At 69.8% G+C, this 14,890-nt stretch carries 12 protein-coding genes; 4 read left to right on the forward strand and 8 right to left on the reverse strand.

Annotated elements, in window-relative coordinates:
• Positions 1-220: 220 nt before the first annotated feature.
• Together EAO72_RS18470 and EAO72_RS18475 are read right to left on the reverse strand one after the other, a co-directional pair.
• A complete protein-coding gene (locus EAO72_RS18470; protein ID WP_261991566.1) occupies positions 221-1,180 on the reverse strand; it encodes an aldo/keto reductase in 960 nt (319 codons plus the stop codon).
• Positions 1,177-3,042 carry a hypothetical protein gene (locus tag EAO72_RS18475; protein ID WP_261991567.1) on the reverse strand — a complete coding sequence of 622 codons (1,866 nt, stop codon included), beginning with the start codon at positions 3,040-3,042 and terminating at the stop codon, positions 1,177-1,179. The genes EAO72_RS18470 and EAO72_RS18475 overlap by 4 nt, the downstream gene beginning before the upstream one ends.
• Positions 3,043-3,232: 190 nt before the next feature.
• Between EAO72_RS18475 and EAO72_RS18480 the strand changes: the two genes are divergently transcribed.
• The 3 genes from EAO72_RS18480 (at position 3,233) to EAO72_RS18490 (ending at position 6,002) form a co-directional block, all read left to right on the forward strand.
• Complete coding sequence (locus tag EAO72_RS18480; RefSeq protein ID WP_187285122.1) at positions 3,233-4,057, forward strand: amidohydrolase family protein; 825 nt, start codon at positions 3,233-3,235, stop codon at positions 4,055-4,057.
• A 122-nt stretch (positions 4,058-4,179) separates the two neighbouring features.
• Positions 4,180-5,166 carry an acetylxylan esterase gene (locus tag EAO72_RS18485; protein WP_148018447.1) on the forward strand — a complete coding sequence of 329 codons (987 nt, stop codon included), beginning with the start codon at positions 4,180-4,182 and terminating at the stop codon, positions 5,164-5,166.
• 68 nt (positions 5,167-5,234) lie between these two features.
• Positions 5,235-6,002, forward strand: a complete 768-nt coding sequence (locus EAO72_RS18490) for a GntR family transcriptional regulator (RefSeq protein ID WP_148018448.1) — start codon at positions 5,235-5,237, stop codon at positions 6,000-6,002.
• Between the two features lie 64 nt (positions 6,003-6,066).
• Here the strand turns inward: EAO72_RS18490 and EAO72_RS18495 are convergent, their stop codons facing one another.
• The 5 genes from EAO72_RS18495 to EAO72_RS18515 form a co-directional block, all read right to left on the reverse strand.
• Positions 6,067-8,058, reverse strand: a complete 1,992-nt coding sequence (locus tag EAO72_RS18495) for a right-handed parallel beta-helix repeat-containing protein (RefSeq protein ID WP_261991568.1) — start codon at positions 8,056-8,058, stop codon at positions 6,067-6,069.
• A 59-nt stretch (positions 8,059-8,117) separates the two neighbouring features.
• Positions 8,118-9,029: a carbohydrate ABC transporter permease gene (locus EAO72_RS18500; RefSeq protein WP_148018449.1), complete on the reverse strand. Its 912-nt coding sequence runs from the start codon at positions 9,027-9,029 to the stop codon at positions 8,118-8,120.
• A gap of 9 nt (positions 9,030-9,038) precedes the next feature.
• The gene (locus EAO72_RS18505) at positions 9,039-9,968 is read right to left on the reverse strand and encodes a carbohydrate ABC transporter permease (protein WP_261991569.1); all 930 of its coding nucleotides are present in this window, start codon (positions 9,966-9,968) and stop codon (positions 9,039-9,041) included.
• On the reverse strand, positions 9,947-11,191 hold the full coding sequence (locus tag EAO72_RS18510) for an ABC transporter substrate-binding protein (protein WP_148018450.1): 1,245 nt from the start codon (positions 11,189-11,191) through the stop codon (positions 9,947-9,949). The genes EAO72_RS18505 and EAO72_RS18510 overlap by 22 nt, the downstream gene beginning before the upstream one ends.
• 237 nt (positions 11,192-11,428) lie before the next feature.
• Positions 11,429-12,706 (reverse strand): alpha-L-fucosidase, encoded by a 1,278-nt coding sequence (locus EAO72_RS18515; RefSeq protein ID WP_148018451.1) that lies wholly within the window; start codon positions 12,704-12,706, stop codon positions 11,429-11,431.
• 109 nt (positions 12,707-12,815) lie between these two features.
• Here EAO72_RS18515 and EAO72_RS18520 point away from each other — a divergent pair, with 109 nt between their 5' ends.
• Complete coding sequence (locus EAO72_RS18520) at positions 12,816-13,649, forward strand: RraA family protein (RefSeq protein WP_261991570.1); 834 nt, start codon at positions 12,816-12,818, stop codon at positions 13,647-13,649.
• 490 nt (positions 13,650-14,139) lie between these two features.
• On the opposite strand, the gene EAO72_RS18525 is transcribed toward EAO72_RS18520, so the two are convergent.
• The gene (locus EAO72_RS18525) at positions 14,140-14,544 is read right to left on the reverse strand and encodes a MerR family transcriptional regulator (protein WP_187285123.1); all 405 of its coding nucleotides are present in this window, start codon (positions 14,542-14,544) and stop codon (positions 14,140-14,142) included.
• Between the last annotated feature and the right edge of the window lie 346 nt (positions 14,545-14,890).

Raw genomic sequence — 14,890 nt, forward strand, 5'->3', positions numbered from 1 at the left:
TCCTTGATGGACGGCGACTGCTGCGCCGGCTGAGACAGAACGTACGAGCCCCCGGTATGGGAACGCCTGGACACAGGTTCGGCGCCGGTACACGCGTGGAGCCTGGTGGGTGAACCGCGATATCGAAGCCTTGGGTCAGGCCCGTCCGCTCCTTCCCCTGGCCGGGGCCATTCCCCGTACGAAGCCGGCGGTCGCGAAAGAACATGCCAGGGGATACGCCTCAGCGCCCGACGCGCTCCTCCAGCAGTTGCCCGGGAACGAACCCGGCCCCCGCGAGCCGCTGCCAGAGTTCCTCCGGGACCGGGAAGCGGGCGGCCGCCGCATTCGTCGTCACCTCGGCCGCCGAACGGCAGCCGAGGACGACCGAGTCGACGGCCGGATGCAGCAGGGGGAACTGGATTGCGGCGGCGTGGATCGGCACCTCGTACGCGTGGCACAGCGCCCGGCATTGCCTGGCCCGCTCCACCATCTGCGCCGGAGCCGGCAGGTAGTTGAACATGGCGTCGGGAGAAGGGTCGGCCAGCAGGCCCGTGTTGAAGACACCGCCGACCACCACCGAGGTACCCGTCCTGGCGCACACGGGCAGCAGCGCGGTGAGCGCTTCGTGGTCGAGGAGGGTGAGGCGGCCCGCGATGAGTACGACATCGACCTCGAACTCCGCCACGTACGAAGCGAGCGGACCGCTGTGGTTCATGCCGAATCCGATGGCCTTGACCAGGCCTTCCTCACGCAGCCTGCGCACCGCCGGATAGGCCGTGCGGCGGATCTCGTCCGGGTAGTCGTCCGGGTCGTGCAGATACAGGATGTCGATGCTGGAGCGGCCGAGGCGGGACAGACTCGACTCCAGGGATTCCCGGATGCCGCGCTCGGTCCAGTCGGTGATCACCTCGCCGGGCGAGCCGTCCGGCCGGGGGCGCAGCAGCCAGCCCGTCTTGGTGGAGATCACCGGGGCGGGGCCCCCGGAGGAGGGAAGCAGCCGGCCCAGGCGCCGCTCGGCGAGGCCGTGTCCGTAGCGGGGAGCGGTGTCGACGTACGACATCCCGCCCTCGGCCGCCGCCTTGAGTGTCTCGGCGGCGTCCTCGTCGCTGACGTCCTCGAAGAGACCGCCCAGCGGAGCGGTGCCCAGACCGAGGCGGGGCAGGGTGAAGGGCAGCCGCTTGGCCACCGGCCGGTCGGTCATGCGGTCTCCCACGGTGAGGCGCAGGCCGCGCGGCCCGCGCGCAGGGTCATGGTCAGGGTCAGCCGGATGCGCGCGTTCCCGGGGAGTCCCACGCGGACGTACGGCCCGCCGACCGGCTGCGCGGGGCCGTCGTCCACGCGGACGGTCGCGACATGGTGCTCGGCGAACGAACCCGCCTGCACCAGCAGGGAACGCGCCGCGTCGCCGAGGTTCACCAGTTCCACCACCGTGTGCTCCGGGCGGATGTCGGAGACGAGCGCGGCGACGTCCGGCGGCAGGCCGGGGCGGCGGGCGTCCGCGTCGTGGTAGCGCACGTGCAGGTGGGCCAGGCCGCCGTTGTAGAGCACCTGCGGGGAGCCGGTGGTCAGCTGCAACAGGGCCTCGGTCACCACCGGGTTGAGGTGTTGCCAGTGGTGGATGTCCAGAGCGTCCGGGCCGACCGCCGGGTCGACGGTGTCGTTCTCGATCGCCTCCACGCGCTCGGCGCAGCTCGCCAGCGCGCTGTGCAGCATCCGCTCGGGATACTGCGGGTTCCGTCCGTGCAGGAACTCGTACCAGGGCTCCTCATGGCCCGCCTCGTCCTTGATGCGCTGGGTGTGCACGGCCGTCCAGTCCCAGCGGGATGCTTCGCGCAGCCGCTCGATCCGGTCCCGGTCGGCCTCGTCACGGCTGAAGTGCCAGAGCGCCAGCGGTAGTTGTCCCGGCATGACGGTGTAGTCGAACCAGCCGGAGTCGTTGTGCCGCTGAGGAACCATGAGGGTGCGTTCGGCCGTCATGGCGCGCAGGTGCGGCTCCCATCGCTCGCCCAGCGTGCCCATGTCGCCCACGCCGCGCTGCTCGGCATGGGACATCACGACGTCGAGGGGATTGCGGGCGAGGTCAAGGAAGTCCCGGTCTCCGGTGAGGAGGGTGGCGTTGGCGGCGCCGATCACGGTGGCGCTGCCGACGGGGGAGAGGCCGTGCGGCCAGGACCATCCGTAGTGGCCGCCGTACCAGCGACCGTCCAGGTACTCGCCCACCACACCGTTCAGCCCGGCGTTGTCGGGCACGACCGCACGGCCGTCGAGCCGTTCCTGCCACGCGCCGACGTACTCGGCCACCCAGTCCGCGTAGCGCTGCTCGCCACTGAACAGGAACGCCTGGGTCGCGAGGCCGGTGGCCGCGAGGTTCACGATCGTGTCGCCGCGGCCCATCCGCTCCCACATCGCCCGGCCGTACGCCCGGGCCCGCTCGGGTGACGCCTCCAGATCGTCGAAGGACGCGCGGTCGTCCACCCCGTCCAGCGGCATGCCGTACGGCCGCAGGGCCGGGCTCCACGGGAAGCACGGCTCCACGTCACTGAACCCGAACCGCGGGCCCGCCGAGCCGTTGTGCGGGGCGCGCACCACACGGTGTTCCGGGTCGTAGTTGGGTCCGCCGGGAAGGTAGAAGTCGGCGAAGCGCAGGGCGAGTCCGCGCAGCTCCTCGTCGTCCGGGTCGGCGAGGCACAGGCCGTAGAAGAGGAGCAGCCCCTCGCCCTGGTGGAACCAGTCGTAGCCCCGCTCCAGTCCGTCGACGAGCATGCCCATGTCGGTGAGCTGCGCGGTGACGCCGCTCCAGTGCCGCCGCGCGGCCGCCAGCAGATCCGCGCCCCCGCCGAGCAGGTACAGCGTCGGCCAGTTGAAGAACGGCTCGTAGAAGTCGTCCACCCCGTCCCGGCCGTCCGGCCCCCGGCCGAGCGTGTCGCGGAAGACGAGGCGCCCGTCGCCCTCGGTGTAGCGGTCGGCGAAGAGCCGCCAGGCCTTGTCCTGGAAGGCGAACAACTGCCTTTCCAGTGCTGCCCATCGGGGGATGTCGGTAACGGTACGGGTTGCGTTCAGCAAAGGCCCGTGTGCCCCTTGCCCTCTATGTGTGCCGCCGGTCCGCTCAGGGCTGAGCATCGAGAACACCTGCTCCCTCGTCACGTAAGCATTGAATAATCGCCCATCGATAGCCGATGGTTAGACTCACCGGCGGGGAGCCGACGTGTCAATACTCAGGAGCCGCCCCGCAAGCCCGAGGAGGAGGCGCACCGTGATCGACTGCCACGTCCACCTGTGGGATCCGGCCTGGGGATACCCGTGGATCAAGCCCGGCAGTGAGCACCATCACTCCTACGACGAGGGCGACTTGGAGCGCTCGGGCGCGGGTCTCGGCCTGGCCGGCGCGATCCTTGTCGAGGCGTCGCGCGGAGACGCGGGAGAGACCCGCGCGCTGCGGCAACTGCGCCTGCGCAGACCCGGCCTGGTCGCCGGGTACGTGGCCAACCTGCACGTCCACGGCGCTGACGGGCCGGACCCGTTCCGTGCCTTGCTGCACGAGTGGGGTGCCTCGCGTCCGAACGGGATGCGGATCGGCGGAACCTCCTGGACGGACACTCCCGAGGCGGCCCGCGCGCTCGTCCCCGTGCTGGCCGAAGAAGGCGTGGTCCTCCAGCTCAACCTGCATCAGGGGGCGTTGAGGGCGGCGTACGACGTCACCGGCCGGCACCCGGAGCTGAAGGTCGTCGTCGACCACCTGGGCAATCCCCCGGACCCGCGCACGCCCGAGGTGGGGGAGTGGTACCGCGACGTCGAGCGGGCGGCCGGCGGAGCGGGCGTGGTGGTGAAGATCTCCGGGTTGCTCACCCAACACCACGGCGCACCGCCGCAACGCATCGCGCACATGGTGCGGCACGTCGTGGACACCCTCGGCCCGGACCGCTGCGTCATCGGCTCCGACTGGCCCATCTGTCTGCCCCGCGGCTCCCGGGCCGACTCGCTCGCGATGTCCCGGTTCGGTCTGGCGCACCTGACGGACGACCAGCGCGATCGCGTCCTGCGGACGACCGCGGTCCGCGTGTACGGACTCGACAGCTGACCGTCCACCCGGTTGACAGTGTTCGAACGCCCCTGATTCGATTCCCTCGATGATCGATAGGCGATGATCAGCGGCCGACTCGGCATCGCCGAGAGCAGGCCCCGACCTCCGCGGAGATGCTCATGGCACAATTCGACCTTCCCCTGGACGAACTGGAGCGTTACCGGCCGGCTCTCGCCGAGCCGGACGACTTCGACGCGTTCTGGCAGGAAACCCTTGACCGGCACGAGGACATCGGCCTCGCCGTCTCGTTCGAGCCGGTGACCAACGGGCTCGTCACGATCGACACCTTCGATGTGACGTTCGCGGGCTACGGCGGTCACCCCGTGCGCGGCTGGCTCCACCTCCCGGTGACCCGCACCGGCCCACTGCCGGCCGTCGTGGAGTACCTGGGCTACGGCACCGGGCGGGGAGCGCCCCACGAGACGCGTCTGTGGGCGGACGCGGGCTACGCGCACTTCGTCATGGACACCCGCGGCCAGGGCGCCGAGACACCCGACGCCGACCCGGCCACCGGCGACATCGCGGCGCCCGGCTTCCTCACCCGCGGTGTTCTCGACCCGCGCCGCTACTACTACCGGCGCCTCTACACCGACGCGGTGCGCGCCGTGGCCGCGGCGCGTACGCACCCGGCCATCGACCCCGCCCGCGTCGTGGTCACCGGAACCAGTCAGGGCGGTGGCATCACGCTCGCCGCCGCGGGGCTCGTCCCCGACCTCGTGGCCGTCATGCCGGACGTGCCGTTCCTGTGCCACTTCCCGCGCGCCACGACGATCACCGACATGCCTCCGTACGACGAGGTCACCCGGTTCGTGAAGCGGCACCGGGAGCACGCGGCCACGGTGGCCCGCACCATGTCCTACTTCGACGGGGCCGCCCTGGCCCGGAGGGCGAACGCGCCGACTCTGTTCTCGGTCGGGCTGATGGACCGCATCTGCCCGCCCTCCACGGTGTACGCGGCGTTCAACCACTACGGCGCCCGAGGGAACGTGGATCAGTCCGACAAGCAGATACGGGTCTATCCGTTCAACGACCACGAAGGCGGCGGGGCCGCCCACGAGGTAGTCAAATTGGAGTGGCTGGCCGATCAGCTGGAAACCTCGGTGTGACTCCATCGAGAGAAGACGGGCGCGTATTATGTCGCAACTGACGTGCCCCAGCGCAGGATTGGGAATTCATGGCATCACATGCGTCCGGTGGGTTCGTCTCCACGCTGGCCACCAACAAGGACCGGTTCCGCAAGACCCTGATCTCGGACCAGGTGTACGACCTGCTCCGCCAGGCCGTCGTCGAGGGTGATCTCGCACCGAACGATCGCGTGGTCGAATCCGAGATCGCCCGGCGGCTCGGCGTGAGCCAGGCCCCGGTGCGCGAGGCCGTCAAGAGGCTTGCCCGTGAAGGCCTGTTCACGCACGTCCCACGCCGCGGCCACTTCGTCGTCGAGATCTCCTCGCGGGACGCGGAGTACGCACGCCAGGTACGCGAGCCACTGGAGAGCCTCGCCGCGCAGCTCGCCGCCGAGCACATCACCGAGGACCAGCTGGCCGAGCTCGACGCGCAGGTCGAGAGGATGCACGAGGCGGTCGGCACGAACGACGTCAGCAGCTTCCGCGATGCCGACATCGAGTTCCACACCCTGGTCAGCCGGTTCGCGGGCAATCCGTTCCTGGCCCGCATGTGGGAGGTCATCGAGCCGAGTCTGCGTACTCTGCGGGCCATCTCCGACCCGCTCTTCGACGGCGACAGGCGCGCCATGGCCGATGAACACGGTCGTCTCGTGGGCCTGTTGAGGTCCGGGGAGCCCGCCAAGGCGGCCCAGGCATTCGCCGACCACGCCGCCGGCCGGGGGCCCGTTCCCGACGCACGGGAGACGAAGCGGCCGCGGAAGAAGGCCGCGTCGACGAAGCGGACGACGCCCAGGAGGACCGCGCCGAAGCCGGACTGACGGATCAGCCGGGGGCCCGGGTCCGGAACCTCCGGACCCGGGCCCCCGCACGTGCGGCCGCAGGCTACCGACGGGCTCCCGCTGTCCACTTGGGGGCCCCGTACTGGTAGGCGCCCAGGCTCGGCAGCGCGTCCGTGGAGCCGTCGTTGATCCCCGGAAGCGCGAGCGCCTGACCGCGTGCGGGCGATCCGGCGGAGAGCCGGTAGTCGTGGTTCGCCGCGTCGACGAACAACGGGTCGGTCTCCGCGGGAAGGTTGTGGGAGAGGAGCAGCCCGCCGTCGGTGGCGCCGGTCAGGCCCCGGATCGTTCCGACGTTGTTGTAGATCTCGGTGCCGGTCGACTGCCCCGGCTCCTTCACGTAGAACAGCGTCATGCCGCCGGTGTTGTTGTAGACGCCGTTGTCGTGCGATCCGGTGCCCAGACCGTTGAGCATCACCGTGCCCTCCCGGTTGCCCCAGCCCACGTTGTTCGCGATCACGAGGTCGCTCTGGCCGTTGTCCGCGTAGACCCCGGAGATCCCGAACGTGGTGGAGGTGGTGGCCGGAGCCGGGTCGTGGAGCACGTTGTGGTCGATGGAGGTGCCCATCATCCAGGCACTGCAGCAGGTGTAGATCGCGGCGACGTCCAGGCTCATACGGGCGTAGCCGGAGATGTCGTTGTACGCGATCAGGTCCTTGCCCGGAGTGAGGCCGGCGACCTCGTTCCACTGGAGGTTGATGCCGCTGCGGCCGACCCGGGAGATCGTGTTGTGCGTGACCGTCTGGCTGTTGCCCTGGACGGCGATGCCCGCCGCGTAGGTGCCCATGTAGTCGACGTCGTGAATCACGTTGTCGGTGGCGGTGTTGTTCTGTCCGCGGAGCGCGATGCCGTTTCCGGCGCTCAGCGACAGATCACTGTTCACGATCCTGTTCCGGGTGCCGTCGAGGACGATGCCGCTGTCGCCGACGCCCCGTGTCACCGTACTGCCGCAGTCCGTCGCGCCCCGGGTGATGTCCGTGTAGTGCGAGAGGTACCGGCCGTCGATGCCGTCCAGGGTGACACCCGTGCTGGAGGGGCCCGTGGTGATGGTGGTGGCGAACAGGCCGATGCCGTCGATCGTCGTGTGAGAGGTGTGCGTCAGGTCGAAGCCGAGGGTGCGCCGCTTGACCTCGACGGTGTGGGTGTCCGGGTCGTCGGTGCTGTAGACGTAGAGGCGTTTCGCCGCCGGGTCGTAGAACCACTCGCCCGGACGGGCGAGTTCACCGATCTTCCCGGAGAGCGCGTACCGGGTCTCCGCGGGAACGACCTTGTGGACGCACGGCGGCGCCGCGTCCAGCGTCACGGAGCCGACGGCGGAGCTCTTGACCGTGGTCGTGGCCGACACGTACCAGTAGCCGGTGAGGGCCCGGGCGCCGTCCCAGTACCCCGCCGGACGGGTCAGATCCGCGTCGGCGACGGTGGCGTCCGCGCTGCCCGCACCGGCGTACTGGAGCGACGGAGCGAGCAGGTCGAGGCCCGGATGGGGCCACTGGGCCTCGACGCCCATCCTTCCGTCGGTGAAGACCTGCACCGTGCTCACATCCGGGCCGAGGTCGGCGCTCGTGCTGTAGATGTGCCCGTCCGCCACCGCGTCGCTGAACTGGGAGCCGGCGGCGAACGGGTCGGTCGCGGCGATCTCGGTGAAGTCGGCGGCGGAGACCGGCTCGAAGCCGCTGATCCGGGAGGCACCGCTCACCGTCACCTCGGCGCCCGGAGCGGCGCGATAGGTGAGGGGGAGTTCGGCGGTGCCCGAACGCGCCGGCACGACCGTCTCCTCGTACGTCCCGGACAGGACCAGGCACGTGTCGCCCGGCACCATCACGTCGGCGCACTTCTGGATGTGCCGGAACGGGGACCTCTCGCTCCTCCCGTCCGCCGTGTCCCGGCCGGACGGTGCTACGTAATAGGTCTGCCCCGCCTTGGACTTGACCGGATGGGCTGCGGCGGGATGCCCCACCGCGACCATGGCCAGCGACGCGAACAGGACGGCCGCGGTCCACGGTCCTCCACGGGACCGTCGTTTCGGGATTCTCAGCACGCGTGGTCCTTTCTCGGCTCTCGGTTCTTTCTCGGACGGGAACGGGGACGCGGTCCGGGTCAGCCCTTCACGGCGCCCACGGTGAGACCGCTGATGATGTGGCGCTGCATGTAGATGAAGAAGATGACGACGGGTGCGATGGCGAGCAGGAGGTTGGGGAACACCTTCGTCAGATCGGTCGAGTACTGGCTGATCCCGGCGTAGACCGCCGTCGTCACCGTGTAGTGGCCGGACGACGGGCTGAGCAGGATCTGCGGTGAGATGAAGTCGTTCCAGATCCCTATCGAGTTGAGGATGAGCACGGTGACCACCGCCGGGCGCATCAGCGGGAAGACGATGGCCCAGAACGTCCGGAACCGGCCCGCGCCGTCGATCGTCGCCGCATGGTCGATGTCCACCGGAATGGTGCGGATGAAGCCGACGAACAGGAAGATGCTCACCGGCAGCGTGGACGCCACATCGTGCGCGACCAGGCCGGTCACGGTGTTGGCCAGCCCGATCTCGCGCAGCACGTAGATCACCGGGATGATCACAGCGGCGCCCGGGATGAACGTGCCGGCCAGGAAGTACAGCAGGACCAGCTGGGTCCGCCGCTTGAGGCTGCGCGCGATCGCGTACGCGGCGGGGCCGGCGAGCAGGATGCACAGCACGTCGACGAGCACGACGAGGAACAGCGTGAAGCCGTAACCGTCGATGACGTTGAACTGCGGGCTGCTGACCGCAGCCGACATGTGCTCGAAGGTCAGCCCGCCCAGCGGCACCGAGAAGGGGTTGTCGAGGATGTCCTGCTGGGACTTGAAGGCGTTCACCACCAGCAGGTACACCGGCACGATCATGACGACGAAGAGCACCCCGAGGAGCACCCACCGGCCGGGCGAGCGAGGCTCCCCGCGCTCCGCGCCCGGTGGTTCCCCGCCTCTGGCCGGCGCGGCCTTCGGCCTGTCGCGGACCTCTGCTTCCAGTACGACCACCAACGGCTCCTAACTTCCTGTCGCGGCCTGGTCCTGGCGGTTGCGCAGTGCCGTCACCACGAGGGCGAGCACCGCGGAGACCACCATCAGGAACACCGCCTGCGCGGTCGCGTATCCGACTTTGGTGCCCTCGAACGACCGGGCGAGAATGAGATAGGTGAAGGTCTGCGTCGACCCGGCCGGACCGCCGCCGGTGAGGCTGACGACGATGTCGTAGGCCCGGATGAGCCCCACCAGGTTCAGCACCGTCGCCACGGTTACCACGGGCGCGATCATCGGGATCACGATCCGCCGGTTGATCTGCCGCTTGGAGGCGCCGTCGATCGCCGCCGCCTCGAGCAGTTCGGCCGGCACCGTCTGCAGCGCGGCCACGAACAGCACGACGTTGAAGCCGAACCCCGCCCACACGATGACGCCGATCAGCGAGATCAGCGCGAACTGCTCGTCGAAGAGGAATCCGAGCGGTTCGATGCCGAATTTCGCGAGGGTGTTGTTGATGGCGCCGTTCGTGCCGAGGATCGCCGCCCACAGATAGCCGAGGATCAGTGCGCTGATGACGTGCGGGAAGTAGGCGACGGCCCGGAAGAAGGAGTTCGCGCGCGAACGGCCCTTGAGCGCCAGCGCGTACACGAGTCCCAGACCCACCATGAGGACGGTGCCCACCGTGGCGATCAGTGCCGTCACGTACCAGGCGTCGGACGAACTCGGGTCGTCGAACAGGTGCTTGTAGTTGTCCAGCCCGATGAACGCGGCGGTGGAGAAGCCGTCCCAGTCGGTCAGGCTGAGATAGACGGCGACTCCCACGGGCACGACGGTCATCACCGTGTACAGGAGGACGGCCGGACCCATCATCGCGAAGGACACGGCCGACTCACGCAGTCTCGCCCGACGCCGCGCCTGCCGGTCGGCCCCCGCGGTCAGCTCTGCGAGTTCCACCACTTGTCCAATCCGCCGGCCGCGTCCTCGGGGGATGCGCCTGTGTACAGGGACTGGATCTGCTTGTTGAGCTCGTCGCTGAAGCCGGCGATCGGCTGGCTCTCCCCGGACTTCACGATCACCGACGGTGCCTTGTCGAGGATCTGCTGTACGGAGGTGCCGAGGCTGGACATCGGGTACGTGAAGCCCTCGCGCAGGTTGCCGTCGGAGGCCAGCTGGCTCTTGATGGCCTCCGGATCGGTGGTCGCCCACTTCACGAACTCGATCGCCTCGGCCTTGTGACGCGACTTGTTCACGACGACGTAGGGGTTCGAGATGTTGCCGAACTGGCCGGACGGATAGGCCCCGTCGGTCGGCATCGTGAACACCCCGATGGCGTCGCTCTTCTTCGCGGCGTCCGCGGCGGGCACGAAGAACGAGCCCATGACGTACATCGCGGACTTGCCGTTCAGGAACGCCGTCTGCCCGTCCGCGTAGGTGAGGCCGAGCGCGCTCTTCTCCAGGTAGCCCTCGTCTATCCAGCTCTTGTAGTGCTCCAGGTAGGGCAGGTAGCCGCTTTCGGCGAAGGAGCCCTTGCCCTGGTTGCGCTCGGCCGTCCACCGGGGATCGGCGGTGAGCACACCCGCGTCGGCCATCATCGAGAACTGGGAGCCCGTGACCCACTGTCCGGCAGTCTGCAGCGGCTTGAACCCGGCTGCCTTCAACCTGCCCATGGCCGACGTGAACTGATCCAGCGTCCTGATCCGCGTCGCGTCGAGCCCCGCCTTCGCGAAGGCGGCCTTGTTGTAGAAGACGAGTGACTGTATCTGCTCACCCACACCCACCACGTAGTGCTTGCCGTCCACGGCGTACTGGTCGGCCAGCGGCGTCTTGGCGGTCCAGGGCTGGTCGGTCAGGTCCGCGAAGAGCGAAGCGGTGTCGGCGGTCGGCGTGATCTGCTGCGCGACGTCCGGCGGATCGCCCGCCGCCAGGTCCTGCCTCAGCTTCGCGTCCGCCGAGATCGTGCCGGTCAGTTCGAGCTTGACGTTCACGCCGGGGTGAGTCTTCTCGTACCCGGCGAAGAGGTCGTTCCAGTACTTCTCCGTCAGGTTGGGGGTGATGTTCACGATGACGCGGAGGGTCGTGCCCTCCGACGCCTGGTCGGACCCGCCTCCGCAGGCGACGGCCGACGCCATCACCAGGGGGGCCACGGCGAGCCCGCAAGCGCGGCGCCACATTGTTTTCATCGGGACACGCTCCGTTGCGTAGTCGTGAATAATCGATAGCTGGCTTCCAGTCGCGGATTCCTGGCTGGAACGGCGGCGGGAGGGTGCGGGTGTCCGCGGGCTCGGTTCGCCCGGCGGGGCGGTGCGATGCCGTGGAGGCGGGGTCGGACCGCGCCTCCAACAGGCCTATCGTCTATCGATTGTTGATGCTAAAGGCGGCTCCTTGCTTCTTCAAGGGTGCTGCCGCAACCCGTCGGTTCAGGCACTCGCCTCCAGCTCCAGCTCGATCACCGGGAGCAGTACGTCGGGCCGGGCGATGGGCAGGGTGAGGGTCAGCGTCCCCGGCGGCTGACTCGGGGGCGCGAGGTTGTTGTGCTCGTGCCGCGCGCCGTCCGTCTCGTGGAACCGGATCTCCGAACCGTCGTGCAGGAGTTGGGCGTAGCGCACGCGCCCGGCCAGCCCGGGCAGATGAAGGTGCTTGAGGGGCCAGGCCGGCAGGTGCAGGTACAGGCGGTCGCCGGACTGTGTGTACAGGGCGTGCGACGGCGGCTCGAAGGCGCTCGGCCCCGCGCCGTGCACGGAGCGTGCGTGCAGGTCCGTCCACGCGCCGATGGCCCGCAGCGTGGCGCGGGCCTGCGGATCAAGGGCGCCCCGGCCGTTGGGCCCGACGTTCAGGATGAGGTTGCCGCCGCAGGCGACGGACTGCACCAGCATGCGGACCAGCAGCGCCGGGTCCTTGTAGTCGTGGTTGTCGCGGTCGTAGCCCCATGAGCCGTTGAGTGTGTGGCAGGCCTCCCACGTCACGCGCGCGCCGTCACGCTCCAGCGGACGGTCGGGCTGGTACTGCTCGGGCGTGACGTAGTCGCCCGGAATGCCGAGCCGGTCGTTGACGAGGATGCCGGGCTGCAACTCCCGCACGGTGGCCAGGAGATGCTCGGCCCCCCACTCCTCGGGACCCTTCTCCGGGTACGTGAAGTCGAAGAACAGGGTGTCGATCGGTCCGTACCCGGTGAGGAGCTCACGCACCTGGCCCTCCATGTAGGCGCGGTAGCGCTCCATGTCGCGGGGCTCCTGCCGGGCCGGGGTGTCGCGCAGCGGGTGGTGCTCGTCGACCGGGAAGTCGGGGTGGTGCCAGTCGAGCAGCGAGTAGTACAGGCCGACGCGCAGCCCCTCGGCGCGCATCGCGTCGACGAACTCGCGGACCAGGTCGCGGCCCGTCACGCGCGCCGACGTGTAGTCGGTCAGCGCCGAGCCGAAGAGGCAGAACCCGTCATGGTGCTTGGCGGTCAGTACCGCATAGCGCATCCCTGACTCCCGCGCAGTACGCGCGAGTTGGCGGGCGTCGAACAGGTCGGGATCGAACCGGCGCAGATAACGGTCGTACTCCTGCTGCGACATGGACTCTCGGCTGCGCACCCACTCGTGCCGCGCCGCCAGGCTGTACAGGCCGAAGTGGACGAAGAGGCCGAAGCGGGCCTCCTCGAACCACCCGGTGGCAGCAGGGGAGTCGGCGGTATCCGTGGTCGCACCGTTCATGGAGGGCTCCTGACGCATTGACAGCACTAATCGATTGGCTGTTATCTACCATCGATAGGCGATGATGTCACTGGCGTTGCGTGCGGCGAGCGCGCGGAGAGGCACGTGCATGCACTCGATCGGGAATCAGGAAACGGCATCGGCGGGGGAGACCCTCGGCGACGGGACGGAGGGGGCCGGTGCCTATGAGTCGATGCGATCACCGGTCCACACCTCCGCCTATGTACGGCCCACCCCGCAGATGGTGGACGCACTCAAGGATGTGAGCGCGGCGACCGCCTGCGCGAAGCTCCACCAGATGGGCATCACCCGGACGTTCATCGACGGGCCCGTGCCCCTGCACCGGGAACCGGACGTCAAGGTCACCGGCGGTGCCGTGACGCTGCAGTTCCTGCCGCAGCGGGAAGACGTCTTCAACGGCGCGGAGCAGGAGGACATCGAGCGCAAGACCCCGCTGTGGGGCGTACTCGAATCCATCCGGCCGGGCGATGTGCTGGTCATCTCGGCCCAGGGCAGTCACTTCACCGGCTGCCTCGGCGACATGCTCGTGCGCTACTTCAAGCTGCGGGGCGGCGCCGGGATCGTGGTGGACGGCCGGGTGCGGGACGCGGCCCGGGTGCGCGCGCTCGGCGTGCCCATCTGGTGCACCGGTGTCACCCCCCACTACGCCTCGCAGACCGAGCTGTTCCCGGCCGCGTTCAACGTGCCCGTCGGGGTCGGCGGTTCACTGGTGACCCCTGGCGACCTGATCGTCGCCGACGAGGACGGGGCCGTCGTCGTGCCGCAGCGGAACGCGGTCCCGCTCGCCGAGGACTCCCTGCTCCACCAGGACCGGGAGGCGTTCGCCCGTCGCCGCCTCGACGAGGGCGCCAGGCTCTCCGACTACTATCCGCTCACCGGCGAGGGCATGACCGAGTACCTGGCGAGCCGGTCCGCCACCTGAAGGAGGACAGGGTGGCGACGCGTCCGCCGGAGGGGTCGAGGAGGCCGTGCCAGGCGCCTCGCAGCTGACCGCCGAGCCCCTGGACAAGGCCCGCCGGTCGGTCGCGGCGACCGGCGGCTGGGGCAGATGATGCCCTCCGGCCCCCGCTGCGCCGCGCCGGCCACCTGCGCCGGCCACCTACGCCGGTCCGGCCACCGGCCACCCGCGCCGGTCCGGCCACCGGCCACCTACGCCGGTCCGGCCACCGGCCACCCGCGCCGGTCCGGCCACCGGCCACCTACGCCGGTCCGGCCGCCGGCCACCTACGCCGGTCCGGCCACCGGCCACCCGCGCCGGGACGGCCACCCTCGACGCGCCTGCCACCCTCAACGCGCCGGCCACCCTCGACGCGCCTGCCACCCGCGACGGGACGGCCACCCGCGACGGGACGAGGTCCGTCCGGGCGACCGCGGCCGGGGTGCCGGTCGGTCCGACCGTCGCACGGTCCGGCTCAGCCGGGCGTGTCCTGCGGCAGGCGTGCACGGAGGGTGCCGGCGAAGTCCTCGGCCCGGGAGAGCTGGATACGGAGCCTGGTGACCTGTTCCGCGGCGGCCCGCTCGAACTCGCGCACCCGGCCCAGCAGTTCCTCGCGTTCACCGGCGTCCAGCGCGTCGCCCGCGTCGAGGCGGTCTGTCGCGTCGAGCAGGTCACTCATCTGGTCGAGTGTGAAACCGAGCGGCTTCATGCGGCGGATGATCATGAGCCGTTGCACGTCACTCTCGGTGTAGAGCCGAAAGCCGCCCTGCGAGCGGGCGGAAGGAACGACGAGGCCCGTCTCCTCGTAATGGCGGATCGTGCGCAGGGACAGTTCGGTCCGCGCGGCGACCTCGCCGATCTGCATATGCCTGTCGTCCACGCCCGTGGCCCCGGCCCTTCTCCTCGTGGCGGGCCGCATCTGCGCGACCGCGGCCAACCTCTACTCTAACGTTAGGGTAGAGTTGCTGACGGTGAGGGCCGCGCGACCGCCCCGCTGCCACCCATCGTTACCGGGGCCGACGACGACCCGGCGCAGATCCGATTCCTGCAGGAGTGAGCGTGCGCGAGCCCATGGTGCTGAGCGCCCCCGCCTGCCCGCCGTGACGTCCGCTCTCCGGATGTGAGCGACCCGGCCGTGCGCCGCGCTCCGTCCCTCCCTCTCGAACTCCGGCCCTCCAGGGCCGTCCGCGGGGTGCCGGCCCGGCCCCTTCGCGCCTTCCCCGCAC

This window comes from Streptomyces sp. OR43 (assembly GCF_008042275.1).
GTDB lineage: Bacteria > Actinomycetota > Actinomycetes > Streptomycetales > Streptomycetaceae > Streptomyces.

Excerpts from the sequence above, each read along its gene's own strand:
- EAO72_RS18470 (WP_261991566.1), bottom strand. The coding sequence starts at position 1,180 with ATGACCGACCGGCCGGTGGCCAAGCGGCTGCCCTTCACCCTGCCCCGC.
- EAO72_RS18485 (WP_148018447.1), top strand. The coding sequence starts at position 4,180 with ATGGCACAATTCGACCTTCCCCTGGACGAACTGGAGCGTTACCGGCCG.
- EAO72_RS18490 (WP_148018448.1), top strand. The coding sequence starts at position 5,235 with ATGGCATCACATGCGTCCGGTGGGTTCGTCTCCACGCTGGCCACCAAC.
- EAO72_RS18510 (WP_148018450.1), bottom strand. The coding sequence starts at position 11,191 with ATGAAAACAATGTGGCGCCGCGCTTGCGGGCTCGCCGTGGCCCCCCTG.
- EAO72_RS18515 (WP_148018451.1), bottom strand. The coding sequence starts at position 12,706 with ATGAACGGTGCGACCACGGATACCGCCGACTCCCCTGCTGCCACCGGG.
- EAO72_RS18520 (WP_261991570.1), top strand. The coding sequence starts at position 12,816 with ATGCACTCGATCGGGAATCAGGAAACGGCATCGGCGGGGGAGACCCTC.